Origin of the sequence: Halalkalibacter krulwichiae (assembly GCF_002109385.1) — a bacterium.
GTDB classification, from domain to species: domain Bacteria; phylum Bacillota; class Bacilli; order Bacillales; family Bacillaceae_D; genus Halalkalibacter; species Halalkalibacter krulwichiae.
Window position 1 is genome coordinate 1002010 of sequence record NZ_CP020814.1, and the last position, 23307, is coordinate 1025316.

Consider the following 23307-nt stretch of genomic DNA (forward strand, 5'->3'; position numbering starts at 1 on the left):
GCAAATGCGTGTACAAGTAACTCTTGCTTGCACTGAAACAGGAGATCGTAACTATATTACAACAAAAAATAAACGTACTAATCCTGAGCGTATTGAATTAAAAAAATACAGCCCAAGATTAAAGCGTCATACTGTGCATCGTGAAACAAAGTAAGCAGCTGGATTATCCGCTGCTTTTTTTTTTGAAGAGATTTGGGATTCGTGTAAATTATTCGAATGTGATGTCTCATTTTGTTAAGCAAATTATCATTGAATATAAATGAGAGCGGGTGAATAAGAGTGAACGAAAAAGGAAAAATACGCAAACAAATTTTAGATAATTTAAACAACTTAACGAGTGAGCAGCTTTTCAATAACTCAAAGAATATTCAACATCACTTAGTTCATTCAAGTTATTGGAAAGAAGCGTCGATAATAGGGCTAACTATTTCACGTGATAAAGAAGTTCATACATACGAAATTATTGAAGAAGGTTGGAGGCAAAATAAGAAAATTGCTGTACCTCGTGCTAATTTTAAAACAAAGGAAATGACTTTTTTTGAAATTACTAGCTTTGAACAATTAGAAGAGAGTACATTTGGTTTGAAGGAACCGCTACCTTATTTATGCCCTGTTATGAAACCAGAATCTATCGATTTGATGATCGTTCCAGGTGTCGCCTTTGATAAGGAAGGGTATCGTTTAGGGTATGGAGGAGGCTTCTACGATCGATATCTCCCTAAAGTTCAAGCCTCGATGATAGCGCTAGCCTACGAATGCCAATTAATTGAAAGGGTTCCACTAGAACAACATGATAAAAAAGTAGATCGAATTATTAGTGAGAAAGGCTTTTATCGATGATTGTTATATTACTGGTAGCTGTGGTTTTAATAGCCGTTATTGCCTATTACAAACAAAAATTAACGTTATCAGGAATGATTGCAGCTTTGTTTGTAGGTAGCCTAATTGCGTTCAGTTTACAAATATACGGTTTGCTCCTATTAGGTATTTTTTTCGTGACTTCTACTTTTTTAGGTTCTCTAAGGTCAGAATCAAATCGTTTAGAGATCACTGCAAAAGGTGAGAAAAGAGACGCGATACAAGTACTTGCAAATGGAGGTGTCTCTGCACTATTCGCTGGGTTATATTACTTCATTCCATCTCCTCTATTACTTTGCGGGTTTGTTGGGAGTTTAGCTGCTGCTAATTCGGATACATGGGCTTCTGAAATAGGATCGTTTAGTAAAAATCGTCCATTTCACATTATAAAAAGGAAACGTGTAGATGTTGGTACATCTGGAGCGATAACGGCGTTAGGCACGGCAGCTGCTTTTGCTGGAAGTTTTGTGATCGTTGTGTTTGCTATTTTATTTTGGTCGGGAAGTTTTTATAATAGTCATATCTTATTAATAACTTTGACATTAATCGGATTTATTAGTCATTTTATTGATAGCCTTCTAGGGGCAATGTATCAAGTGAAGTATCGTTGTCCGGCATGTGAATTGGAAACGGAGCAAACTCGACACTGTGGGCAAAGTACTGAAAAGATTGAAGGGACAGCATGGGTAAATAATGATGTAGTGAACTTGGCTTGTACAAGTGTCGGCGCACTATTAGGTCTTTTAGTTGGTGTGCTACTTTTTTAATAATGAAGGTAAATGAGTGGAAGGATGAAGTAAGTTGGAAAAGTCATTAGAGAGGTATTCAAGACAAATTCGTTTTTCACCTATAGGGGAAAAGGGACAATTGAGGTTATCGGAAAAATCAGTGCTAATAGTAGGGATTGGTGCACTTGGGACAGTACTTGCGAATCACCTCGTTCGTGCTGGTGTTGGACTCGTTCGAATCGTTGACCGAGATTACGTTGAAATGAGTAATTTACAAAGGCAAATGTTATTTGATGAGAAAGATGTGAATGATAGTCTACCTAAGGCAGTTGCCGCTGAGCAAAAATTGAAACTAATTAATTCGGATGTTGAAATTGAAGCGATTGTAGCTGATGTAACGGTTGAAACCCTACCCGATTTAATAGAAGGGATCGATCTTGTCTTAGATGGAACAGATAATTTTAGAACCCGCTTTCTTCTGAATGACGTGTGTTTCAAAAATGGGATCCCATTTGCATATGGTGGAGCAGTGAGTGCAAGAGGCATGTCTGCTTTATTTATCCCTGGTAAGACTCCATGTTTGCGTTGCTTTATAAGTCAAGGAGAAGGAACTGGTCAGACGTGCGATACAATTGGTGTTATCAGTCCAGTTGTCGATATTGTAGCTTCTTATCAAGTGATTGAAGTATTGAAATATTTGGTGGGAGATGAAGCTGCTCTTAGAGGAACATTGCGAAGTTTTGATGTATGGAGAAATCATCAATTTGACCTGAAAATGGATTCTTCAAAGGATGGTTGCCCAACGTGTCAATTAAAAGAATATCCCGCATTAGTAGAAGAGGAAGATCATGTGACCACACTTTGTGGAAGAGAGACTGTACAAATTCAACGCTCAGAAAAAACTGATTTAAAGCTTTGGGCCAAAAAACTTGAAAAGGTTGCTGCAGTTCACAATACCCCATTTCTTTTAAGAGTACAATTAGATGAAGGAGAAAGACTTGTTTTGTTTCCTGATGGAAGGGTTCTTGTACAAGGGACAGAAGACATAGCAAGAGCTAAATCTTTGTATAGTAAATATATAGGTGGGTAAACTCAGGGTGTATCTAAATGAGGAGCTGATAGGACAATGCTAGAAAAAGGAAAGGGAACGAGGATCGTAGTAATAGGGACTGGATTTGTTGGGTCAAGTTATGCATATGCACTGCTTAATCAGGAAGTTGTTGATGAACTTGTGCTATTGGATTTAAACAAGGAAAAGGCAGAAGGAGATGCAATGGATCTCAATCATGGAATGCCGTTTGGGGCTCCAATGAAAATATGGGCAGGTTCCTATGATGATTGTAAAGATGCAGATATTGTAGTGATTACTGCAGGAGCTAATCAGGCACCGGGCGAAACGAGGCTAGACTTAATTGAAAAGAATGCAAAAATTTTTCATACCATTGTTGGAGCAGTAATGAGTAGTGGTTTCGATGGAATTTTTGTTATAGCAACCAATCCAGTTGATATTCTTTCTTATGCAACATGGAAGTTTTCAGGTCTTCCAAAAGAACGTGTAATCGGTTCAGGGACGATCTTAGATACGGCTCGTTTTCGCTTCTTGCTCGGGCAACATTTTAAAGTGGACTCTCGAAACGTTCATGCGTATATAATGGGTGAACATGGAGATACAGAATTGCCTATTTGGAGTCATGCAGATATTGCTGGAAAGCCTATACTTAGCTATAGTCAAATAGACATGAAGGAACTGGATGATATTTTTATGAAAGTACGTGACGCAGCTTATCATATTATCGAACGAAAAGGTGCTACTTATTATGGAATTGCCATGGGGTTGGTTCGATTAACGAAGGCGATTCTTAGAAATGAAAATTCTGTCCTGACAATTTCAACTTTGTTAGAAGGTGAGTACGGACTAAATGACGTTTATATTGGAGTTCCTGCTGTTATTAATCGACAAGGAGTTCGAGAAATTATTGATTTAGAATTAAATGACGAAGAACATGAAAAGTTGCATCATTCAGCTACTGTATTGCAACAAGCCAGTAAGCCGGTAAATGATCTAACTTAAAATGCTATCATTCTGAAGGAAGCTAGGATAAAAAGCTTACTTGAAACACAAGCTATTCTTAGGAGGGATGATCATGATACAGCGAATCATTTCAATTTTATCATTTAGCTTTTCAATGTATTTTGTTTATAAGTATCGCTATCGTGTACTTAATGCTGTATTGAGCCGTCGTATGCTTCGAAAAGTGGCTGTGATGATGGCTATGCAAATACCATTTGTTCGTGATAAGGTACTTGGTTCGGTCCTTCAATTTAACCGCCCTCAACAAAATATGTGAAGGCAGAGAGTCTGTGTTTTCTTCCATTAAGGAAAACACAGACTCTTTTTATATATGGTCTATAATCGAGCATTACTTCTGAAAAAGGGAATATTTGCTATAATAGATAGAAGGTGTTACACAAAGGGGAGGTTATATGGAGGGATTACAACAAGATTATTTCTTTTGGCGGTTGATTCATCATTTTGTTCTTAATAAGAACTATCGTGTTCTTGAGCAAACTAGAAGAGAGGTTTGGCTCGAGGATGAAGAGGCTAATCCACGTCGTATATTGAGAATCGTTAGAAGGGACTTAGACTTTTCAAGTTGGTTAAAAAGAGACGTTGTGGAATCAGTAGAGAAATTTGAACATATTAGAAGACAACTACGTTTAAGAAAATTGGTTGGAGAGAATATGTATGTGACTGATTATCCACCAGTTGATTCATGGGATGAGATGGGTAAGCCGTTTTTTGAAAGCAAAAAAAAGCGAACTACCGTTCATACAGTATTTATTGATTATCAGCAAGCACTTACATTCGAACTTCCAACTACTCCTCCTTGTCACAGTATAGAAGAAATGGATTTAACGATTGCACACTTAAAGCAACAAGTACGTCAAGTTCAGGCTGAAAGAGACGAAAAGGTCAAGTCTTTGTTTTTTTATGGTAAACCTGTTGCTACGAATATATTGCTTATGAGTATTGCTGTAATGTTTTATTTATTGGAAACAAAAGGAAGCAGCACTTCGATATTGACGTTAATAGAATTTGGAGCAAAATTTAATCCTCTTATTCTCGAAGGGGAATGGTGGCGACTCGTTACTGCTATGTTTTTACATATAGGTTTTCTTCATGTATTGATGAACTCGTTAGCGTTGTATTATTTGGGTTCTGCTGTAGAAAGAATGTACGGTACAGTACGTTTTATTTTTATTTATTTTGTTGCTGGCTTAGCAGGTTCTGTTGCTAGCTTTGCCTTTAATGAGCAAGTAGCAGCTGGTGCATCAGGAGCTATATTTGGGTTGTTTGGAGCACTGTTATATTTTGGGGTTATTCATAAAAAGCTGTTTTTGCGTACGATGGGGAAAAGTGTAATAACGATTTTACTTATAAATTTAATCATTGGCTTTTCGTTGCCAATGGTTGATAACGGAGCACACATTGGAGGATTGCTAGGTGGTTTCCTTGCTTCAAGCATTGTGCAATTACCAAGAAAACGCTTTGTAGTAAAGCAACTATTATCGTTAAGTCTTACAGCTTTATTTATATATGGATTATTTTGGTATGGGACTATCAATGAAAATAAACTAAGTTCTCCAATGATTGACTTGCAAATAGGTCAAGAATATCTACAGTTAGAAGAATTAGAAAAAGCATACCCGTTTTTGCAACGGGCAGTTGAGCAAGGAGCAGACTTACCAGAAGCAACCTTTCTACTTGCTTATTTAGAAGCGATGTTCGGCAATTATTCAGTTGCGAAAGAATTGTTTCTAGAAACAATTGAAAGAAGGCCAGAGTTTGATGAGGCTCATTACAACCTTGCTCTCATATACATGGAGCTAGGTCAAATCGAGGATGCCCGCGCATCAATTGAGCGAGCTGTTAATCTCAAGCGAGATGAAACATACCTCGATTTACAAAAACAATTAACTAACTAAGTGTTTGCATTAATTGGATAGGTTCACCGTCTGCCGTTCTAAAAAGAACAAAGAAGTGATCGGTTGTTTTAGGAACTAAAATAACGGGGACTGTGCTTCCAACCGGGCTGACGGTTGAACCATCTTGCTTTGTAATACCTAACACATAATTTTTGTACAAGCCTTCCCACAAACCGCCAAGAAATTGAGCGGTTTTTTCTTTTGTTAATCCAGGGATTGGTTTTTCTTCATAAAGAGCAAGATCTGTTAATGGGATGCGAAAATAGTCTTCTTTAGGTAGATTATAATATTCAAATAATGAATCCCAATCATAGTCTTGTTGTTGCATGAGAATATAATCTAGAATTCGTTTACTCTCTTTTTCTTCTTCGGTGGAAGGGATTCGAAATGCATGAAGTGGACTCAATGGAGAGTCAATCACATAAAGTTGATCAAAGCTTAGTTTTTGGGCACTTTTGATCTCATCATTATTATAGTGTAACTCGGAGTGATGAAATGTCACGATTCGATAATGTCCACTGTCATCAGAGGTTACATCTTTTTCCATATTAATTGTAGACGTATTTTCCTTCCAAATGGATAAAGTATCTTTTAAATACCCATCTTCAAATAAAAGCGAAACATCCTGACGTAAATAAGCATTTTGATCCAAAACCGATGAGGTCTTCCAATTAAGTGTATACTCATCTTCATCATCCATTGTTTGAAATTCAATGTGAGACTCTGCTTCTAAATATGATGCATTAGGATCGATCGGGAAGAAAATCAAAGCATCACGTAATGGTTCAGGCTTTATAGAAATGACAAGAAAAAGTCCAACACAAAAGGATGTTATTAATAATGTTATTGCGAATTTCCACTTACTCATCCTAGACCCTCCAATGGACAAACTATTTGCACCATTTATATGAGTGACAAAACCAAAATATGACTTTACATGCATGGTTTTAAATAAGAAAGCAAATAATGTTAATGGAATAGAGGTGTGGAATTAATGAGCAATAAAAATATAAAAAATCCTGTTACGATTATTTACGAAGATAATGTTGAGTTTATTAAAAGGGAATTAGATGTTGATACAAGTTTCGATCTCATTCATTTAGAGCTCGAGCATGGCGATCGTGAGATGTCTCTCTTTTTAGTTGATGGCTTTGGAAAAGACCAAGCCTTGACTCAGATTCAAAGAGAACTTTTAAGGATAACAGATACTGATCTTGCAAAAAGACCACTTGAGAAGTTGATTAAGCACTATATTCCGTATGTTGAAATTGAAACAACGGATGATTTAGACAATGTCGTTGATCAAGTTCTTGCTGGGCCTGCTGCATTAGTAGTCGAAGGGCTAGATCAGATTATCTTAATTGATACTCGAGAATATCCTGTTCGTGGGCCGGAAGAGCCTGATACAGAGAAGGTCATTCGCGGTTCAAAGGATGGTTTTGTCGAGACTTTGGTCATGAATGCAGCACTTATTAGGCGTCGAATTCGCGATCGCACGATGAGGGTTGAGTATGTCCAGGTTGGGAGAAGGTCTAAATCTGACTTAGCCATTACATATATAGCAGATATTGCTGATAAAGAATATGTTGAAAAGATTAAACAAGCTCTTGAAAAGTTAGACACAGATGGGTTACCTATGGGCGATAAGACGGTCGAAGAGTTTATTTTTGGTCATAATTACAATCCTTACCCTATGGTTCGTTACACAGAAAGGCCAGATGTAGCTGCATCACATCTGTTTGAAGGACATGTGATAATTATGGTAGATGGATCACCGAGTGTGATGATTTCCCCAACTACTTTTTGGCACCATATGCAGCATGCGGAGGAATACCGTCAGAAACCGGCTATTGGAGTGAGTCTACGACTTGTTCGCTATTTAGCCGTATGGGCGTCTATTTTTTTAATCCCAATTTGGTATTTATTAGCGACTAATGAACAGTTTCGACCGGAAATAGTAGCATTTATTGGGGCTGAAGAGGAAGGGACGATTCCTTTATATGTCCAGTTTCTAGCTGCTGAAGTGGGGATAGAAATGCTTAGGATGGCAGCCATTCACACGCCTAATGCTTTAGCAACCGCATTAGGCTTAGTAGCCGCTCTATTAATTGGAGAAGTTGCAATAAATGTAGGTTTGTTCTCACCTGAAGTTGTTCTTTATTTAGCAGTAGCGGCTGTAGGAACATTTGCTACACCTAGCTATGAGATGAGCTTGGCCAATCGAATGATTCGGGTGGGATTATTAATCGCAACCGCAATATTTGGAGGACCTGGTCTAATAGTAGGATCAACAATTTGGCTGCTTATTCTTGTTCACTTGAAGCCACTTGGTACTCCTTATATGTGGCCGTTTATTCCATTCAACGTAAGCGCGTTAAGAGACGTACTGTTCCGTACGCCTATGCCATTAAAAAAACAACGACCTTCTGCTATTCATCCAAATGATCCGGACAGATAAGTAAGAAATCTAAACACTCCGGGGCAGTGGGTAACGATTCGGTTCGCTTAATTAGGTGGTGTCTTAGAGGTCAAAAAAGACCTGTAGGGCACTACCTTTTCTTTTTGTAGGCTCCTCTTATTTTAGAAATTTGTTGCACTGTTTTTAGACCGTTAACTAGCTTAAGGCTAGAGCGGCCTAGTAGCAACTAAAAACACAACCAATAAAAAAGGGAGAAGGATTTACGATCATCCTTGCTCCTCCATCTCTAATTCATATAATTCATCTTTTATAAATGGGTCAACAGAATCTATGGCGTTTGATTCATTCGCTAAAACAAGCCCAAATGGTGTCGTTTTTTGCGGGGTTACGATTGTAAAACGGATACCTTGTTTATTAGCTTCTTGAATATAGTTGGAATAATTACTGTAATTTAAATGCCCATTTAAATATAAGTGTAAATTCGATTTAGTCTTCATCATGTTAACGACTTCTGGATACATCCCTTTATGAATCACTTGCTTTTTAGTTAAAGCAAGATGAATGCGTTCTAAAAGTGTAGTTAAGAACAGGTTGCGTTCTTCGGGTTTGGTCTCGGGGTTTCCATATAAGGCACGGTCGATAACGTCTTGGATCTTTTCACTCATTTTTAAATTACCTCTCATTCACCTATACTTTGTCCTTCTTAATCCTATTTTTCGAACATATCATAACATATCAGATGTTAGATTCATGTGAAAATGCTCACGAATTCATCGAAGTTCTAAAAAGGATGGTGTTAGAAATGTGGCTCATCTTCATTGTCTTAGTATTCGTATTTACAATTGGTTTAACCGTAGGAGGTTTATTAGTTGCACCGAGAGAGCCTGTAAAACCTTTACATCTCATTTTATTTTCCATATTCTTTTTATTTTTATGCTATTTAGGAATGATAGCTGGAATGTTTATTTCAGGTTGGATAGCTATTCGTATTATTGAAATTGGTTTATGTATTTTAGCTCTTCTTTTTATTGTCGCTTGTTTTAGCAGATTCCATCCAACTTTAGGTTTTTTTCATCCGGAAGATCGTGTTGTACTAAGTGTATTAGCAAGTTTGTTTTTTTTAATGGGATTAGAGTGGGGCGTATTAGATTTCCGTACATTCTTCACGATCGGTGCTGGCCTTTTATTTACGGTTGCACTTACTATTGGAATTTTTATTCAGATGCAAATTCGCCAAGCACTATGGCGTTATTCGTACGCTGCCTTCGCTCCTCTAGTTTGGCTTCTTTTCGTAACCGTGCTGAAGCTGTTATAATAACTTTGAGGTGGGCGAAAGTGCAAACGATGTATGATTTAGGAAAATTGTTAAAAAGACATGGAACGATTATTTATACACGTGACAGAAAGCTTGATCTTGCTTTAATGGAGGACGAGTTACGGGAACTGTATGCGATGAAGCTAATTGACACAAAAGAATTTCAAGAAGGTCTGCTCATCTTACGTAAAGAAAAAACAAACTTGAACTGAAGGTGGAGAAGCATGGGAAAAAAATGGTATGTAGGTGCTGATATTGGGGGAACAACAATCAAGTTAGCATTTGTTTCTGACGCAGGAGAAATCGTAACAAAGTGGGAAATACCAACGAATAAAAAAGATGCTGGAAAGCACATTACTACAGATATAGCACATTCAATTGAGCAGAAAGTAAAGGATTTAGGGTTTACTCGTGAAGTACTATTATCAATAGGTGTCGGAGCGCCAGGTTTCATTAATATGGAAACAGGTTTTATTTATCAGGCGGTTAATATTGGATGGGTGGACTTTCCATTAAAAGAACAGTTAGAAGCCGAGACAGGTTTACCCGTAACCGTTGATAACGATGCTAACATTGCTGCTCTTGGAGAAATGTGGACAGGAGCTGGAGAAGGGGCAAAAGATCTCCTTTGCGTCACGTTAGGAACTGGAGTTGGCGGTGGTGTAATCTTAAATGGGAACATTCAACATGGTGTTAATGGAATGGCAGGAGAAATTGGTCATTATACATCTCTTGCTGAAGGAGGTGCTCCTTGTAATTGCGGGAAAACGGGTTGTTTAGAAACGATCTCGTCTGCAACGGGAATCGCTAGGTTAGCCGTTGAAGGAATTCATTTATACCCTGATAGTGGCCTAAATAGTGTCTACCAAACGAATAACTCTATTACAGCAAAAGACGTTTTTGATGCTGCAAAAGAAGGAGATGAGTTTGCAGAAAAAGTAGTTACAGAAGTTTGCTTTCATCTAGGCTTAGCACTAGCAAACCTCGCTAATGCTCTTAATCCGGAGAAAATCGTTTTAGGCGGTGGTGTGTCAAAGGCAGGGGATTTACTTCTAAAGCCTTTGAAAAAACAATTTGAACGATTTGCTTTAGGAAGAGTTGCAGAAGGTTGCGAATTTAAAATTGCTACATTAGGAAACGATGCAGGTGTGATCGGTGGGGCTTGGCTAGCAAAGCAAAAGTAATACACGCAACAAGATACTAAGCACATAAGATAAAGAGAGAAGGACAATCTTATTGTAATAAGATTGATAAAGGAGATAGAACTGGATGTCAGAACAATATAGAACGGAACGAGATCTACTAGGTGAAAAACAAGTTCCTATAGAAGCGTACTATGGAATTCAAACAATGCGGGCTCGGGAGAACTTCCCAATTACAGGTTATCCTCCACACCCTGAATTAATTCGTGCTTTTGGCTTCGTTAAAAAAGCTGCTGCAATGGCTAATCGAGATGTAGGAGTCTTACAAGTTAATATTGCTGATGCCATTATTGAAGCAGCAGAAGAAGTGATTGATGGTAAGTTAAATCAACATTTTATCGTCGATGCCATTCAAGGTGGAGCTGGAACTTCATTTAACATGAATGCCAATGAAGTGATTGCCAATCGTGCGATTGAGCTGTTAGGTGGAAAAAAAGGAGAGTATATGCGTGTTAGTCCAAATACGCATGTAAATATGGCACAATCAACAAACGATGCTTTTCCAACAGCTATTCATATTTCTGCATTAAGGTTAGCCGATGGATTAACAAAAGAATTAGATGCATTAATCGAAGTACTGAAGAAGAAGGAAAAAGAATTTGATGATGTATTAAAAATGGGGAGAACGCATTTACAGGATGCAGTGCCTATCCGATTAGGGCAGGAATTTGGTGCGTATCGTCGAGTGCTGACAAGAGACTTTGGGCGAATTAAACGCTCTGTTGATCATTTATATGAGGTCAATATGGGAGCGACAGCAGTTGGAACAGGATTAAATGCAAAGCCAGAGTATATTGCAAAAGTTTCTACTTATTTAGCGGATATAACAGGCTACCCATTTAAGACCGCTGAAGATCTAGTAGATGCTACACAAAACACTGATGCCTATACAGAATTATCAAGTTCATTAAAGATTACGGCTATCAATTTATCTAAAATTGCAAATGATTTGAGGCTTATGAGTTCAGGGCCGCGAACAGGTCTCAATGAAATAAATCTGCCTTCACGTCAACCAGGCTCATCAATCATGCCAGGAAAGGTGAACCCGGTAATGTGTGAGGTAATTAATCAAATTTCATTCCAAGTGATTGGTAACGATCATACGATCAGCCTGGCTTCTGAGGCTGGGCAACTCGAACTAAATGTTATGGAGCCTGTTCTAGTTTTCAATTTATTGCAATCACTTTCCATTCTACAAAATGGTATTCGTGTATTTAAAGATTATGCAATCGAAGGGTTAACAGCTAATATTGAGCGTTGTCGCGAGTTAGTGGAAAAAAGTGTGGGTATTGTTACAGCGATAAATCCTCATGTTGGTTATGAAGTAGCTTCAAGAGTTGCAAAAGAAGCGATTCAATCTGATCGTCCTGTTAGGGAGATTTGTTTGGAGAGAGGAATTCTTACAGAAGAAGAATTGAATGAAATACTAGATCCAAAAGAAATGACGAACCCTGGTATAGCAGGTGCTCGCTTTATTCAAGGATAAAATATTAAAGGATTACTCATTTAAATTTGCTTAAAGAAATTTAGTGCAGAAAATGGTACTTTCGCGCTATAATGTGATCTTGGGGCAAGCGAAATGAGTAATCTTTTTTCGTTATTTTCCGAAAATGTGAAACATTTGTGTGGATCTATCCGTCTAATACATATGTAGGGAGAAAATATTGTAACATATATACTATGGAGGAGGGGAAGGCTGTGAGAATAATACTAGTAATCATAACTGTGTTTATCCTATCAGCCTGTACGAATGGACCTTTAGAAATACAACCTTCACCGAAAAGTTATAGTAACATCCCTGAAAAAAAAGAGGTCCCACTTTCTTTTTATACAGGATCTGCTATACATTCTATCCAATCCACTAAACGTGTTGTAGAAGTATTGAATTGGTTTGATGAGGAGAATATTTTATTCTTGGAAGAAAACATTGACGGTTCTACAATCTATAAACATAATTTTATTACTGGTGAGTCATTTGTTTTTTTTGAAGAAGCAGGTTGGATTATAGACGTCATTGCGAATGTCGACGATTCTTACTTTGCTATTCAAGTATTTAATAAACAAGAGGAAGTAGAAGTAATCATAGTTAATCAAAATGGTGAAAAAGAACTACAAATTAAAGAATTTGGAGAAGATTATACAATCTTCTGGAATGAGTATGAGCCAGATCAATTTATGATGATTGCTTACTTACCAAATTGGGATTATGAAACATTTTTTGTGGAAGTTGGAGCTGGGAAAATTAAGCCAATCGAACTAGAACAATCCTATATTCAGTGGATCTCTTCAAATACTGTCGCTTTTATCAAATGGAATGAATATGAACCAAGTTTCCATGCTCCATTAGTTAAAACAAACATTGAAACAAAAGAGACTACATTATGGAAAGAAGATGTGATTGCTTATATGAGCTTTCCAGATGGACTATCATTAACAGTACAGCTAGATAATGAATCAGATCTTTTTTCGACATATAGATTTTATCGGAATGAGAAACTTATAAGTGAATTAGAAATACCAATCTTAAATACATTTTCAGAACAATGGTGGATTCCATACTATTCATATGATGATAAAAATGAAATCTTTTATTTCTTACGTCCTAAGTCTAGTGGTGACTTTATCACGTATAGTGATGGTTACGATTTAATTGGTTATCATATTGGAAGTAATTCTGAACAAAAAATAACTACATTGGACCAGCATGTTCCTATTAAAGTTTCTCCGAACGGTTCAATGATCCTAATGGGAGAACGCTTTGAAAACGTATTGGATATTCATGACGGTTTGACCATCCCGGTTTGGGAGGAATAACCATTTACAGTCAGTCCTTTTCTAGACTCTTTCTTTTTTAGAAATAGTCTGTCATAATGAAGATAATTATAATAGAATCATCAATAATCAAGACTAGGGGTGCCCATTTAAATGGGCTGAGAAAAAGGAGAGCCTTTTACCCTTGTACCTGATCTGGATAACGCCAGCGTAGGGAAGTCGCCTTAGTAGCCGTATTCCGTATGTTTGGAATATGGCTTTTGTTTTTATATCATCGGATATTCCTCAAGGAGATTATGTTTCTATTTGAACATTAATACCTTAAGCAAATTTGATTTATTCGTTTCTAGAACACAATAATCATTAATAAAGGTGGTAAAAGTATGAAAGATTTTAAGTTATATGCAATAACAGGGGAAGAATTTCATCCTGGACGTGATTTAGTTGAGGTAATGGAGGAGGCAATCCTTGGAGGAGTTGATATCATTCAGCTTCGTGATAAAAATAGCAGCAAAAGAGAAGTCCTTAGAAAGGCACAAGCTCTAAGAGAACTCACTAAAAAATACGGGGTAACATTTATAGTGAATGACCATATAGATGTCGCTCTTGCAGTTGATGCTGATGGAATTCATATCGGTCAGGATGATTTACCACTTAGTGAAGCGAGAAAGATCGTCGGAAATAAAATCATTGGGATTTCTACACACAAAATAGAAGAAGCACGTGAGGCAGAAGTTGGAGGTGCTGACTATATTGGAGTGGGACCGATATTTCATACAAATAGTAAAGTTGACGTCGTAGATCCCGTTACAACCACTTATATAAAACAAGTTGCTTCTGAAATTACGATTCCGTTTGTAGCGATAGGTGGAATCAAGCTTCATAATGTTGACCAAGTATTACAAGCTGGTGCAACGAGAGTTTGTATGATAAGTGAAATTGTTGGAGCTGAAGACGTAAAAGCAGTTTGTGAGAAGTTTACAAAGATATTAGATGGTAAAGGAGAATAAATCATGCTTTTATTGATTAATGGTGAGGAGCATCAATTAGACGTAGTCACTCTTGAAGATGTAGTTACACACTTTAGCCTCGAGCCTCATTTAGTTGTTACAGAAGTGGATGGGATGATTGTTGAAAGAGCTAGCTGGGGTGAGACTAAGTTAACAGACCGAATGAAAATTGAATTAGTCCAATTCGTTGGTGGGGGATGAGTATATGAGAAATAAGAAATTAACAATAGCTGGAAAAGAATTATCATCGCGCTTTTTCCTAGGTACAGGTAGGTATCCAAATCCATTTGTACAAAATGAGGCGATTAAGGCTTCTGAAGCAGAAGTACTAACCTTTGCTATTCGTCGGGTAAATTTAGGTGCTCCCAATGAAGATGCAATTCTACAGCATTTAGAAGGAATGTCCTTCACGTATCTTCCTAATACATCAGGGGCGACAACAGCAGAAGAAGCGATTAGAATCGCTAGGCTTGCAAGAGCTTCTGGATTGAGTGATTGGATCAAAGTGGAGATTAGCGCAGATGAAAAAACACTCTTACCAGATCCAATTGAAACGTTAAAGGCGACTGAAACACTGGCGAAAGAGGGATTTGTCGTATTACCTTATACATCAGATGATCCGATTTTATGTAGACGGTTAGAAGAAGCTGGAGCAGCTGCTGTTATGCCAGGAGGAGCGCCAATCGGAACCGGGTTAGGAATTCTTAATCCCTATAACCTAGAATTAATTGTTGAACAAGCGAATGTACCTATTATTGTCGATGCTGGACTAGGGTCAGCAATGGATGTTGCTCAAGCTATGGAACTAGGGGCAGATGGGGTATTAATGAACACGCCAGTAGCAAAAGCAAAGGATCCAGTTAAAATGGCCAGTGCTATGAAACATGCGATCGAGGCAGGACGCCTATCATATGAAGCAGGTAGAATTCCTAAGAAAAAATATGCGACCGCAAGTAGTGGGTTTGCTTCTTTTGTTTCCAAATAGAGTAGATACTAGGGGAGGATTTTGTGCAAGAACGAGTGCTCATTCTTGGAGGTGGAGTTATTGGACTTGCGACAGCGTTTGAGCTGAGCAAGCGCAATTACAACGTTACGATTTTAGAGAAAACAACTTGCGGAGGACAAGCTTCAGGAGCAGCAGCAGGTATGCTCGCTCCTTTCTCGGAGATCGGAGAGGATCCTGATGATTTCTTTCAATTATGTTTAGATAGTTTACGAATGTATAAACAATGGCAAGCTGAAGTAAAAGAAGTGTCTAAAGTAGATTTTGAGTTTTCTGAGAGCGGTAGTCTCCATGCCGTTTATCATGATGCTGACGTACTTGCGTTGGAAACGAGACAATCATGGCAGCGTGAATGGGGAGCAGAAGCAGAATTAATTAGCGGAGATCGATTATGGAAAATGGAACCCGAACTTTCTAGAAATGTGAAAGCGGCCATGTATTATCCAGAAGAGAGCCATGTCTTTGCTCCTGATTATGTCAAGGCTCTCGAAGCAGCTTGTCGGCTTAATGGTGTTACCGTCGTTGAGAAACTTGAACATGTAGACGTGGTCGATTGGAAGGAAACCATTACAGTACGCGCTCAAAGTGGCCAACAATTCACTGGGGATAGGTTGGTTGTCTGTTCTGGCGCATGGTCTGGAGAATTAGAAGAGATATTTGGCATTCGAATTCCGGTTTATCCAATCAGAGGCCAAATTTGTGCATATAGTACGTCAATTGAACGTATTAAACATATTGTTTACACAAGCCAAGGTTATTTAGTGCCAAAAGCAAATGGAACATTAGTAAACGGGGCATCTGAAGATATTGCCGGTTTTCAAACAGATGTTACGGAAAAAGGAATTGCTCGGTTGACCAATTGGAATAAGCTTGTGTTTCCATTCTTAGAAAAAGAAACTCCATTTCATACATGGGCAGGATTACGTCCAGCAACTCAAGATGGATTTCCTTTGATTGGAAAGCTAAGCGAGGGATCTCAAGTAGTGTTTGCAACAGGACATTACCGAAATGGAATTCTTCTTAGCCCAATCACAGCTGTTGCTGTAGCTAACCTTCTGGATGGTAAACATGAATATCAACCGCTTCAATCATGTATTCCCGAGAGGTTTTCGTAAAAAGAACATGTAACCATTTTAAGAGCTGTAAAGATGAAGAAAGCTAAAAATTAACTAATAAAGATGTCTATACGCTTGACAATTGGTTGAAATCACTTGTGCTTCCTAAAAACGAGTTAGCTTTTATAAATACCTTAGAAAGGGTGAAGCAATTGCCTATTGCTAAAGCGTTAACGATTGCTGGTTCAGACAGTGGAGGCGGAGCTGGCATTCAAGCTGATTTAAAGACTTTTCAAGAACTTGATGCATTTGGAATGAGCGTCATTACAGCTTTAACCGCACAAAATACATTAGGTGTTCATGGGGTTTTCCCACAAACACTTGAAGCGATTGAAGCTCAGTTAGAGGCTGTATTATCAGATATTGGAGCGGATGCTGTGAAGACAGGAATGTTATTCTCTCCTGAGATTATTTCGCTTGTTGCCCAAAAATTAACAGAGTATAAAGTGAGCAATATAGTAGTAGATCCTGTAATGATTGCTAAGGGTGGAGCATCGTTATTACAAGAAGAGGCTATCCGAGCACTTATAGACGATCTTCTTCCAATTGCAACTGTGATTACTCCTAATTTACCAGAAGCCGCCAAGATTCTTGGAATAGAAGAAATGAAGACCTTGGATGAGATGAAAGAAGCTGCAATTAATCTTCATAAACTTGGTCCGAAATATGTTGTTTTAAAGGGTGGTCATCTCATGAATGGACCAGCTATCGATTTGTTATTTGATGGAGAAACAATTTATGAACTTAGAACAGAACGGATTGAAACTACACACACACATGGGACAGGATGTACTTTTGCTGCCGCCATTGCTGCCGAATTGGCTAAAGGATCTTCTATTAAATCTGCGGTAGAAACAGCAAAAGCATTTATCACGGCTGCCATTACTTCATCTCTTGCAATCGGAGGAGGGATTGGTCCTACTAATCACTCTGCTTATCGCCGTTTAAGAGAGGAATAACGATGATAAAGGGAAATCGAGTATAAATGTAGAGTTTATACTCGTTTTTTCTATTGAGAAAATAAGTGAGCGCATACTATTAGTTAAAAAACTTTTAACCATTACCAGTATAAAAGCCTATTTAACTCACTTTGAACTTCATTTGTCCCTTCCTTTTCTCTATGAGGAGATCTAGGTTATAATGAGAACGAAATACTTTATTTACGTAAAGGAAAGGGAGAGTATATTCATGTTCCGTGGGAATAAACCAGTATTGATCTTGCCCGGCATACTTATGCTTATCATGTTTGTGGGAGGATATCAATTTTTAAATGGGTCTGATCCAATTACGAATGAGGAGCTTCAAAATGTAATGAGTACTGATGTTGATGTAGCAGAAACGGTAGAAGGATTGCAAATAAAGGCATCCTGGGATTGGACAGTGATGCCGGTTGAAGGCTTGTATGGAGAAGACTATATTGGAATTTATGTTGTGGACCCAGCAACCGAAGCAGTAAGAACTGATATTGAAATTGAAGACGCTCATTTAGAACTTCACTATTCTGATACGGTAATTGAGAACGATGAAGGCGTTATTGTTGATAATGGCGTGATCTTTGCTTTTTCTAATAAACTAGTTGAACATGAGAGTTTTGGTAATCTTGGACAAGTATCAGCAAAGATAAAAGGAGATCATCTTTCCGTTAGCGACATTAGAATTCATTTATTACACACATGGACAGAACATGCCCCACTTGAAAAGGTAGATGCAACTTTTCAAGATCCGAACTTTACTGGTGCAGCGAACGTTCCGCACTGGATTAGGACATTTGAATAATTCGATGAAAGAGGGCTGATTGCGTGAAAATAAGAGGTCTTTCTTATCAGAGAGGAATTTTCTACATTGGAGAGCAACATGTTGCTTGTGCCTATCATGAAAAGGGATTATTGAAAACCTGGTTAAAGCCAATGAATGCTAGTACATTATTGATCATGATGAAACAAGTTATGTTATCAATGCCATTATGGTTTAAATGTTTTGTGATGGTTTGCTTAGGTTTACTATTTGTTCCGAAGATAGTAGCAATCTGGTATCCGACAATTTGGAGTGGATTGCCGTTCTATACAGTTTTTTACTTAATGTTTGGTACACATTTTTTGTTTCCGAATGAATTAAAAAAGTATCATGGGGCTGAACATAAAGTATTTAGTGACCGCGGTGTCATTCGAAGAGCACGTTTGTTTCAAATTAGAAAGGCTGCTATTACGAATCGATATTGTTCAACTAATAGTGTAGTTATTTATTTCTTGAGTGTAATGATTGGTTTAATCTTACTTGTTTTCTATAATGGACAGTGGTCCTCTTCTTTAGCTGTAGCTTCCTATGTCAGTTTATTATCTGTCGTTGTTGTACCAAGGATAATGGAAGTGAAAGCTTTGGGGCTTCTAAAGACACTTATTTTGAGAATTTCTTATTGGTTACAGTTACATGTAACAACGGCTGAACCAGATCGAATGCACCTGATTGCTTCAATCGAATCTTACCGGAAATTAGCTGAAAAAGAATTTCCGGAACGATTGATAGTCAAACGTAAAAGAGTACAGGAGGAGGACAAACAAATGGCAATTGTTGACATCACTGTTATTCCAATTGGAACAGAAACACCAAGTGTAAGCAAATATGTAGCAGAGATTCAACAAGTTTTAAAGACTTACGAAGGAAAAGTTACATACAAACTCACACCAATGAGTACTTTAATTGAAGGAGAATTATCTGATTTGTGGGAGGTCATCCAAGTCATTCATGAAGTCCCATTTAAACACGGGCTTGAGAGAGTGGCAACAAATATTAGGATTGATGATCGAAGAGATAAAAAAGCAACGATGTCAGGAAAACTTGAAGCTGTTGAGGCTCATTTAAAAGAAGCCAATTCAACATCAAATACTGAATAGTTTTGTGCGCTTTACAGTCTAGTATAAGCTTTAGGACAATACATTGCTTAGGTCACTTAACCATTCTTTCGTGCTGCTGATTACTGTTGCGATCAATTGCTGAATAGATAGTAAAAAGGTCGCCGAGATTTTTTTCGGCGACCTTTTTGCCTTGCTTACGAAATGCTTTTTGTCATCGTAACATGAGGAATTCCAGCATCGAGAAACTCATTAGAAACTGTTTCATAACCTAACTTCTGATAAAAAGGTTGTGCTTGTATTTGGGCATTTAACTTAAGTTTCGTGGCTCCTTGTTGCTTGGCGATTTCTTCAATTTTTTTCATGAGAATACGGCCAACACCAGTTCCACGCTGACTTTTGACAATACATATTCTTTCAATCTTACCATATCCGTCAACAGAACGAAGGCGACCTGCACCAATGGGAGCATGTTCTTTGTCATAGATGACAAAGTGAGTAGCTTCTTTCTCAAATTGATCTATTTCCTCTTCCATAGGTACTTTTTGCTCCTCTACAAAGACTTCTGTTCGAACTGTAAAGGCATCATCCAGTTGTTTTTCTGTTTTGACAATTTCAACATTCATTATAAATTAACCATCCTTTCCTAAACGAAATGTTTCATATACACTCCATGATCCATTCTCTAATTGATAAAGCAACTGCATCCGATCAATTACTTCTTTATGCTCAATTTGTTTCATTTTTAGTCTGCCGACAACATCAGCGAGCTCGTCATCTGAAAGGTCTTGGCCGACAGTTAGATGCGGGATAAACCCGTACTTGAAATTAGGAGAGAAGGGGTCACTATGAAGTGCTTCATATAAAAATGTTAAAGTTTCATGTTCTCTAATCTTAAAAAAGATCGTATTCGATTGCGGAGCGAAGCTGTCAACTTTATAAACATCGATTACTGCAGGCTTTGCTTCTAAAGCAATCTTACGTAAATGTTCAATTATTTGTGGAAGTTGCTCGCCAGTGATATCAAAAGTTTCCTTGATTGTAATATGAGGTGGAATCAACGAATAATGGGAGTCATAACGCATACGAAGAGCATTTGCTCGATCTTGAAGTTCTTTTGAAGGAAAAAGGGCAATTCCATAGTTCATTTAAACTCCTCCTCTATTCTATGATAATAAAGTGGTTAACCCATTAGGTAAGTCCTTTTGCCAATACGTCCATGTATGATCACCGTCAAATTCGTTAAACGTGTATGAAAAGGACTTCTTACTTATAACCTCGTACATTTCTCTATTTGGTGTTACAAAATCCAATATGTTTCCATCTGTTGTTTTTACATGAGTTTCCTTTGTTCCTATTACATGGTAGAGTACAATATCTTCTGGGCTTTTACAAGAACGAATCTCTTCAAGAACCTTATCATCTACATAAGGTGAATGCATCATTACTTGTGAAAATAGTTTTGGATAACGTAGGGCAGTGATAAGTGACACGGTTGCAGCTAGAGAGTCACCAGCTAGAGTGCGTGCAGAAGGAAGCTGGTGAGTCGGATAAGTATTTTCGATATAAGGTAGAAGTTCGTTTGCTAAAAAACGAATGTAAGCTTCTACTTTCTCTCCACTTGGATGATAACGTTTTCTTCTTTCTCGGACGGATGGATAAGGAACTCCAATTACAATTGTTTCTCTAATTTCTCCTTCAGTAATTAATTCCTCGACAAGTCTGGGAATTCGACCGATTTGAAAATAATCATTCCCATCTTGGCAAATTAGAATATCGTAAGTTTGTAAAGGAGTAAAATTAGGAGGGGTATAAATTAATAATGGAATGTCTTCATTTAGTTCACGACTGCTAATTGTAGCATCCGATATGGTTCCCTCTAATGTTCTTCTAGCCAATCTACTCAATTCCTTTCTTCAAATACTTTTTTATATTTTACCTAATGAATGGTAATAATGCTATGTTAACCTACGTATCATTAGCTGTTATTTGTGCAAATTGATTAAATTTTGTAAGATAGAAGCTAGTCATAAAGGCTTGTAATTAAGGATGGCTTTTGAATAAAAAGGCTTCTAACAACTGCAAAGATGGAAAGGTAGAGGGAAAGCATGAAAAAGGTACCTAAATGGATATATTATAAACAAGTTTTTCGTTCGAAGTTCCAAGCTGGATGTGTAAAAGCTAAAATCGAAGACAACTGGATGAACGGTTATGAGGTTGGTCCCCTAGTGGAGATAAAAAAATTACGAACAGATAAATATGTAGTTAGATATACGTATGATGAAACAATGTAACGAAAAAAAGAGACCGGGACAAAAGAGATTGAAGTAACGAAAACCCTGGCGTACTAGCATAGCATTCGCTCCGGAAATATACTTCGCTAAAGTTGTAGGTTCGTATATTCATTAAAACTGTTATGTCCCAGCCTCTTATACCGTATTTTTAGATTTCAAATAGTTTGAGATAAGCCCGGTATCCCTCTTTCTCTAGATCTTCTTTAGGGATGAAGCGAAGAGCAGCCGAATTAATACAGTATCGAAGGCCGTTTGGTCCTGGGCCATCGTTAAATACATGACCAAGGTGTGAGTCACCGTCTTTGCTGCGCACTTCTGTTCTGATCATAAAATGGCTATAATCTTCTTTTTCAATTATCTCCTCTTCAACGATTGGCTTTGTGAAACTCGGCCAGCCACAACCTGCATCATATTTATCAAGAGAACTGAACAAAGGTTTTCCTGAAACAATGTCTACATAAATTCCTTCATCTTCCGTTTTGTAATATTCGTTTTGAAAAGGTGGTTCTGTACCATTTTCCTGAGTTACATGGTATTGCATTGGTGTAAGGCGTTGCTTTAATTCAACCTTAGATGGTTTACTCATTTTGAATCACTCCAATGTTTGTTGATAAAAGCTTCTCGACCTGAACCGATTCGATATCTTTGATAGTGAGTAGAATTTTTTTTGTAATAATCTTGGTGGTAGTCTTCAGCAGGATAAAAAGGCTTTGCAGGTAAGATTAGAGTGGCAATTGGTTGGTTGAATTTACCACTTTCATTTAACTCTTTGAAAGATTTCATAGCAGTTAGTCGCTGTTCTTCTGAATGATAGAAAATAGCTGTACGATAAGAGTTACCTCGGTCAAAGAATTGACCTCCCTCATCAGTTGGATCAATTTGTTGCCAAAACAGTTCTACTAACCTCTCATAAGGATATATGGTAGGGTCATATGTAATTTGTACAGCTTCAAAATGTCCAGTTGTTTCTGAGCATACTTCTTCATAAGTTGGGTTTACAACGTGGCCTCCTGTATACCCTGAAACAACCGACTCGATTCCAGGTTGTTCATCAAATGGCTTTACCATACACCAAAAACACCCTCCGGCAAATGTTGCATATTCAAATTGTGGAGTGGTCATGTTCTAGCCTCCTTTTTTTGTCCTCTTTCATTATACCAATTGCTTACTAAATATTAAAAAAGGATGCTTAGCTATTCTCCGTAGAAACATCTGAAGTTTTGATAAAAAGGGCTCTAATTCCTAAACCTATTATGTATCCGATGAGTAGAAAGAGAATAGGGAGCCAGATTACACCGAGAATATGACCTGCAATCGCAAAAGATTGTGAGTAAACAACACCAACTGTTCCACTATAAGCTGCAAAAGCAAAAGGAACCGCAGCGTATCGGACGTCTTTTCCTCCAGCATCTCTATAGGCGTCATACATTGAAAATAAGTATAGACAAGGGTAAAACATAATCCACTGATAATTTACTAAAGAGTTTGCCGTTTCTCCCTGTCCATAAAAACTAGGAATGATCGCTAAATTTAGTCTTGCTTGAACATTGACAACAAATTCTAATACAACAAATAAAAAGCCTTTTGCATATTTTTGATTTAAAAACTGTCCAAAGCCAGGAAAGGCAATACTCCAAAATATTGCTTCTACTTTACGCTCTCTTTTCATCAACAACAACCTTTCAATGACAATTAGTGGTGTATAATATAAAATGGTACCTATTGGGTAATATGGCAAATCAAATTCGGTGAAAC

General features: G+C 37.6%; 29 protein-coding genes, 1 pseudogene and 1 riboswitch. Of the genes and pseudogenes, 22 read left to right on the forward strand and 8 right to left on the reverse strand.

The genetic code is table 11. The features are described 5' to 3' along the window. Positions 1-4 precede the first annotated feature (4 nt). From rpmG to BkAM31D_RS05265, 7 genes are all read left to right on the forward strand, one after another. Positions 5-154: a 50S ribosomal protein L33 gene (gene rpmG, locus BkAM31D_RS05235; RefSeq protein ID WP_066153733.1), complete on the forward strand. Its 150-nt coding sequence runs from the start codon at positions 5-7 to the stop codon at positions 152-154. Positions 155-279: 125 nt separating this feature from the next. After that, on the forward strand, positions 280-840 hold the full coding sequence (locus BkAM31D_RS05240) for a 5-formyltetrahydrofolate cyclo-ligase (RefSeq protein WP_066153736.1): 561 nt from the start codon (positions 280-282) through the stop codon (positions 838-840). After that, positions 837-1625 carry a DUF92 domain-containing protein gene (locus BkAM31D_RS05245; RefSeq protein WP_066153742.1) on the forward strand — a complete coding sequence of 263 codons (789 nt, stop codon included), beginning with the start codon at positions 837-839 and terminating at the stop codon, positions 1623-1625. The genes BkAM31D_RS05240 and BkAM31D_RS05245 overlap by 4 nt, the downstream gene beginning before the upstream one ends. A 34-nt stretch (positions 1626-1659) precedes the next feature. After that, on the forward strand, positions 1660-2676 hold the full coding sequence (locus BkAM31D_RS05250; RefSeq protein WP_066153746.1) for a ThiF family adenylyltransferase: 1017 nt from the start codon (positions 1660-1662) through the stop codon (positions 2674-2676). Between the two features lie 36 nt (positions 2677-2712). Beyond that, complete coding sequence (locus tag BkAM31D_RS05255) at positions 2713-3657, forward strand: L-lactate dehydrogenase (protein WP_066153749.1); 945 nt, start codon at positions 2713-2715, stop codon at positions 3655-3657. Positions 3658-3730: 73 nt separating this feature from the next. Further along, a complete protein-coding gene (gene yqgO, locus BkAM31D_RS05260) occupies positions 3731-3934 on the forward strand; it encodes a protein YqgO (protein ID WP_066153752.1) in 204 nt (67 codons plus the stop codon). A 136-nt stretch (positions 3935-4070) separates the two neighbouring features. After that, positions 4071-5573: a rhomboid family intramembrane serine protease gene (locus tag BkAM31D_RS05265; protein ID WP_066153757.1), complete on the forward strand. Its 1503-nt coding sequence runs from the start codon at positions 4071-4073 to the stop codon at positions 5571-5573. Here BkAM31D_RS05265 and BkAM31D_RS05270 read toward each other — a convergent pair. Next, the gene (locus BkAM31D_RS05270) at positions 5566-6441 is read right to left on the reverse strand and encodes a hypothetical protein (RefSeq protein ID WP_066153761.1); all 876 of its coding nucleotides are present in this window, start codon (positions 6439-6441) and stop codon (positions 5566-5568) included. The genes BkAM31D_RS05265 and BkAM31D_RS05270 overlap by 8 nt on opposite strands. A gap of 126 nt (positions 6442-6567) precedes the next feature. Between BkAM31D_RS05270 and BkAM31D_RS05275 the strand changes: the two genes are divergently transcribed. After that, the gene (locus BkAM31D_RS05275) at positions 6568-8031 is read left to right on the forward strand and encodes a spore germination protein (RefSeq protein ID WP_066153764.1); all 1464 of its coding nucleotides are present in this window, start codon (positions 6568-6570) and stop codon (positions 8029-8031) included. Positions 8032-8258: 227 nt separating this feature from the next. On the opposite strand, the gene BkAM31D_RS05280 is transcribed toward BkAM31D_RS05275, so the two are convergent. Next, positions 8259-8657: a YueI family protein gene (locus tag BkAM31D_RS05280; RefSeq protein WP_066153767.1), complete on the reverse strand. Its 399-nt coding sequence runs from the start codon at positions 8655-8657 to the stop codon at positions 8259-8261. A gap of 137 nt (positions 8658-8794) precedes the next feature. On the opposite strand from BkAM31D_RS05280, the gene BkAM31D_RS05285 reads away from it, so the two are divergent. The 13 genes and pseudogenes from BkAM31D_RS05285 (at position 8795) to BkAM31D_RS24680 (ending at position 19300) form a co-directional block, all read left to right on the forward strand. Then, entirely contained in the window at positions 8795-9307 is a 513-nt protein-coding gene (locus BkAM31D_RS05285; RefSeq protein ID WP_066153769.1) for a hypothetical protein, read from the forward strand. 29 nt (positions 9308-9336) lie between these two features. After that, positions 9337-9519 (forward strand): YqgQ family protein, encoded by a 183-nt coding sequence (locus BkAM31D_RS05290; RefSeq protein WP_306807469.1) that lies wholly within the window; start codon positions 9337-9339, stop codon positions 9517-9519. A gap of 12 nt (positions 9520-9531) precedes the next feature. Continuing rightward, positions 9532-10491, forward strand: a complete 960-nt coding sequence (locus BkAM31D_RS05295; RefSeq protein WP_066153778.1) for an ROK family glucokinase — start codon at positions 9532-9534, stop codon at positions 10489-10491. 85 nt (positions 10492-10576) lie between these two features. Beyond that, positions 10577-11995, forward strand: coding sequence for an aspartate ammonia-lyase (gene aspA, locus BkAM31D_RS05300; RefSeq protein WP_066153781.1), 1419 nt, complete (start codon positions 10577-10579; stop codon positions 11993-11995). 212 nt (positions 11996-12207) lie between these two features. Then, a complete protein-coding gene (locus tag BkAM31D_RS05305) occupies positions 12208-13323 on the forward strand; it encodes a YqgU-like beta propeller domain-containing protein (RefSeq protein WP_066153784.1) in 1116 nt (371 codons plus the stop codon). Between the two features lie 85 nt (positions 13324-13408). After that, a riboswitch (TPP riboswitch) is annotated at positions 13409-13515 on the forward strand. A gap of 149 nt (positions 13516-13664) precedes the next feature. Next, positions 13665-14291, forward strand: coding sequence for a thiamine phosphate synthase (thiE, locus tag BkAM31D_RS05310; RefSeq protein ID WP_066153787.1), 627 nt, complete (start codon positions 13665-13667; stop codon positions 14289-14291). A 3-nt stretch (positions 14292-14294) separates the two neighbouring features. Further along, positions 14295-14492, forward strand: coding sequence for a sulfur carrier protein ThiS (gene thiS / locus BkAM31D_RS05315; protein ID WP_066153790.1), 198 nt, complete (start codon positions 14295-14297; stop codon positions 14490-14492). A 4-nt stretch (positions 14493-14496) separates the two neighbouring features. Then, positions 14497-15276: a thiazole synthase gene (locus tag BkAM31D_RS05320; protein ID WP_066153793.1), complete on the forward strand. Its 780-nt coding sequence runs from the start codon at positions 14497-14499 to the stop codon at positions 15274-15276. 23 nt (positions 15277-15299) lie between these two features. Beyond that, positions 15300-16409 (forward strand): glycine oxidase ThiO, encoded by a 1110-nt coding sequence (gene thiO / locus BkAM31D_RS05325; protein ID WP_066153795.1) that lies wholly within the window; start codon positions 15300-15302, stop codon positions 16407-16409. 152 nt (positions 16410-16561) lie between these two features. Continuing rightward, a complete protein-coding gene (gene thiD, locus BkAM31D_RS05330; protein ID WP_066154526.1) occupies positions 16562-17368 on the forward strand; it encodes a bifunctional hydroxymethylpyrimidine kinase/phosphomethylpyrimidine kinase in 807 nt (268 codons plus the stop codon). Between the two features lie 181 nt (positions 17369-17549). Then, the gene (locus tag BkAM31D_RS05335; RefSeq protein WP_157076801.1) at positions 17550-18185 is read left to right on the forward strand and encodes a hypothetical protein; all 636 of its coding nucleotides are present in this window, start codon (positions 17550-17552) and stop codon (positions 18183-18185) included. Positions 18186-18208: 23 nt separating this feature from the next. Next, positions 18209-18844 (forward strand): annotated as a pseudogene (locus BkAM31D_RS24675) (DUF1385 domain-containing protein); the annotation flags it as partial. 123 nt (positions 18845-18967) lie between these two features. Continuing rightward, a complete protein-coding gene (locus BkAM31D_RS24680; protein ID WP_066154529.1) occupies positions 18968-19300 on the forward strand; it encodes an MTH1187 family thiamine-binding protein in 333 nt (110 codons plus the stop codon). 155 nt (positions 19301-19455) lie between these two features. On the opposite strand, the gene BkAM31D_RS05345 is transcribed toward BkAM31D_RS24680, so the two are convergent. The 3 genes from BkAM31D_RS05345 to BkAM31D_RS05355 are packed head-to-tail and all read right to left on the reverse strand — an operon-like array spanning position 19456 to position 21156. Further along, positions 19456-19884: a GNAT family N-acetyltransferase gene (locus BkAM31D_RS05345; protein WP_066153801.1), complete on the reverse strand. Its 429-nt coding sequence runs from the start codon at positions 19882-19884 to the stop codon at positions 19456-19458. Between the two features lie 6 nt (positions 19885-19890). Continuing rightward, on the reverse strand, positions 19891-20406 hold the full coding sequence (locus BkAM31D_RS05350) for a YjcG family protein (RefSeq protein ID WP_066153804.1): 516 nt from the start codon (positions 20404-20406) through the stop codon (positions 19891-19893). A gap of 18 nt (positions 20407-20424) precedes the next feature. Then, the gene (locus BkAM31D_RS05355) at positions 20425-21156 is read right to left on the reverse strand and encodes an esterase family protein (RefSeq protein WP_066153807.1); all 732 of its coding nucleotides are present in this window, start codon (positions 21154-21156) and stop codon (positions 20425-20427) included. Between the two features lie 210 nt (positions 21157-21366). Here BkAM31D_RS05355 and BkAM31D_RS05360 point away from each other — a divergent pair, with 210 nt between their 5' ends. After that, on the forward strand, positions 21367-21552 hold the full coding sequence (locus BkAM31D_RS05360) for a hypothetical protein (protein ID WP_066153810.1): 186 nt from the start codon (positions 21367-21369) through the stop codon (positions 21550-21552). Between the two features lie 148 nt (positions 21553-21700). Here BkAM31D_RS05360 and msrB read toward each other — a convergent pair whose 3' ends face one another. The 3 genes from msrB to BkAM31D_RS05375 all read right to left on the reverse strand — a co-directional run bounded on the left by msrB (position 21701) and on the right by BkAM31D_RS05375 (position 23221). After that, positions 21701-22138, reverse strand: a complete 438-nt coding sequence (msrB, locus tag BkAM31D_RS05365) for a peptide-methionine (R)-S-oxide reductase MsrB (protein ID WP_066153813.1) — start codon at positions 22136-22138, stop codon at positions 21701-21703. After that, positions 22135-22674, reverse strand: a complete 540-nt coding sequence (gene msrA, locus BkAM31D_RS05370; protein WP_066153816.1) for a peptide-methionine (S)-S-oxide reductase MsrA — start codon at positions 22672-22674, stop codon at positions 22135-22137. The genes msrB and msrA overlap by 4 nt, the downstream gene beginning before the upstream one ends. Positions 22675-22741: 67 nt before the next feature. Then, on the reverse strand, positions 22742-23221 hold the full coding sequence (locus tag BkAM31D_RS05375) for a hypothetical protein (protein WP_066153819.1): 480 nt from the start codon (positions 23219-23221) through the stop codon (positions 22742-22744). Positions 23222-23307: the final 86 nt, after the last annotated feature.